At 71.1% G+C, this 2729-nt stretch carries 1 pseudogene; it reads left to right on the plus strand.

From position 1 onward, the window contains the following. Window positions 1-2729, plus strand: a pseudogene (locus F3J14_RS34350) (autotransporter outer membrane beta-barrel domain-containing protein); the annotation flags it as partial.

The raw sequence follows: 2729 nt of genomic DNA on the forward strand, positions 1-2729 counted from the left end.
TCGCTGGCCGCGCTGTCGGCCGGCTCCGCGTACGCATCGACATGCGGCGACGGCTCCGCGGTCGCAAGCGGCGGCGCTTGCGCGCTCGGCAGCTACAGCCCGACCGTGAACGACAACCTGGCCGGCGCCACGACCGTGTCGGGCGGCGACACGGTCGGCGTGACAGGTGCATGGGCGAGCGCCGCCGGCGACCCAGGCTATACGCTCACGCCGATCGGCAATACGTCGATCGTGTCGGGCAACCCGAACCAGCCGCTGCTGTCGCTCGGCGGCAAGACGCAGAGCGTCAGCACGCCCGACTCGATCACGGGCACTCATACATCGATCGCCACGTACGACTCGTCCGCGTTCGTCGCGTCGACGGCCGGCTCGACCAACGTGCCCGTCTACCAGGACGTGAACGGCAACCAGTACGTGAACCTTCGGCTCGGCACCGTCGACAACACCGGCGGCACGCTGAACGTGTCGATCGGCAATCCGGCGAACGCGCCCGCCGCGGCCGGCAACGCGATCTCGATCGCGCCGAAGCAGACCGACCTGACCTTCGCGGACGGCACCGGCTCGGCAAAGAGCGTCGTCAACTGGAATTCGCGCAACCGGATCTGGCTCGGCACCGGCGACTATCTCGCGAGCGGCGGCGCCGTCGGCCAAGTCCGGCTCGACGTGCCGACCTATGCGGGCACCTTCACCGCGTTCGACGGCAGCACATGGACCGTCAGCGACGCCGCGTCGCTCGCCGCGTACAACGACTTCCTCGCGCGCTCGGTCCGCAGCGGCGCGCTCGGCTCGCAAGCCGCGTACGACACCGCGTTCGGCCAGGCCGTCACCTTCACGCAGGAAACCTTCGAGTACGCGAACAACGTGTCGGCCGGCGACAAGAACACGCTGCCGATCGACCATCTGTCGGTGATGCACGGCACGGGCGCGAACGCGACGCTGCAGATCGGCAAGGACGGCCAGATCGACTTCCGCGGCACCAACACGATCGAATCGAGTTCGGCCGTCCTCGCGGAAAACGGCGCGCACTTCGTCAACGACGGCCGCCTGTCCGGCGACTTCACGCTGGTGCGCCTGCTCACCGGCGCGAGCGGCGTCAACAACGGCGTGATCTCGTCCGGCTACGCGTCCGGCGACAACGTCGACACGAGCAGCGGCACGCCGCCCGACAACTTCGGATTCCACGCGTACACCGAGGGCAACGGCGTGTACGCAAGCGGCACGGGCACGACGTTCGTGAACAACGGCGTGATGAACGTCGGCGCCTGGACGCTCGACGGCAACCGCCCCGACCTGCAGAACTACGCGGTGGCCGTGACAGGCGGTGCGAACGCGTCGAACGCCGGCACGATCAACGTCGGCGTCAACGCGACGACGCTCGACAGCCAGGTGATCGGCGGCTTCGCGGCCGGCGGCACCTTCACCAACGAGGCCGGCGGCACGATCCAGCTCGGCCGCGCGGCCCAGTACACGCCCGGGGCAGCGGCGAACGACGTCGCGCTGTCCGCGCGCGCATACGGGATCCTGCTCGGCGCCTCGGGCACGGCCAGCAACCTCGGCTCGATCGTGATCGGCTCGCAGACGCAGAACGGCGCAGGGATGGCGAGCCTCGGCTCGTCGTCCGGCACGCTGCGCAACGCGGGCTCGATCGTCGTGAACGGCGCGGCGCCCGGCACGCCGCTCGCGAACGCCGGCATGCTTGCGGCCAACACGGCCGCGACCGTCACCAACACGGGCACGATCACGCTGAACGGCGTGAACGGGATCGGCATCATGGTGGTCGGCACCGGCTCGACCGCCACGGCCGCGACGTCGACCGGCACGATCAACGTGGCCGGCGGGCTCGACCCGGCATCGGACACGCGCAACTACGGCGTGTGGGCCGAAGGGTCGCGCGCGAAGGCCACGGTCGACGGCGCGCTCAACCTGACGGGCAACGGCGCGATCGGCGTCCACGCGCGCTCGGGCGCGACCATCGACGTCGGCGCGAACGCGGTGCCCCACTTCATGTCGGGCACGAACCAGATCGGCTTCTATGCGTATGGCGCGGGCTCGAGGATCAACGTCGCCGCGCAGCACCTGAGCGTCGATACCGACGATTCGACGCTGTTCCGGATCGCGGGCGGCGCGGCCTATACGGGCGCGTCGGCCGCCGGCACGCTGACGACGGACGTGAGCGGCCAGCGTGCGCGCGGCGTGCTCGCGACCGGCGCCGGCACGACGCTGTCGACCGGCAACGCCACCTACAACGTCAACGGCGCGAACGGCATCGCGGTGGCGGTCGAAGGTGGCGCACAGGGCTCGATCGACGCCGGCGCGACGATCAACCTGAATGCGGCCGGCGCGATGGCGGGCGTCGTCGACGGGCAGGCGCACGACCTCGCCGGCGCGAATGCCGGCGCGCCGGTCGCGACGACGCTGGCCAACGCTGCGGCGGTCACCTCGTCGAGCGCGGGCGTGACGGGTTTCGTCGCGCGGAACCTCGGCACGCTTGAGAACCGCGGCTCGGTGCTGCTGACCGGCGCCGGCTCGACGGGCGTCGTGATCGGCCCGCTCGGCACGGTGAACAACGCGTCGGCGATCCGCGTGTCAAACGGCACCGGCGCGCTCGTGCAGGGCGCGTCGGCGACGCTCGCCAACGCAGGCACGATCGAGGCCGACGACGGCGTCGCGGGCGTGCACCTGACCGGCGCGGGCGCCTCGGTCGCGCTGTCGGGCACGGGCACGGTCGT

It is taken from the genome of Burkholderia sp. Tr-862, from assembly GCF_011753085.1.
Classification (GTDB): Bacteria; Pseudomonadota; Gammaproteobacteria; order Burkholderiales; family Burkholderiaceae; genus Burkholderia; species Burkholderia ambifaria.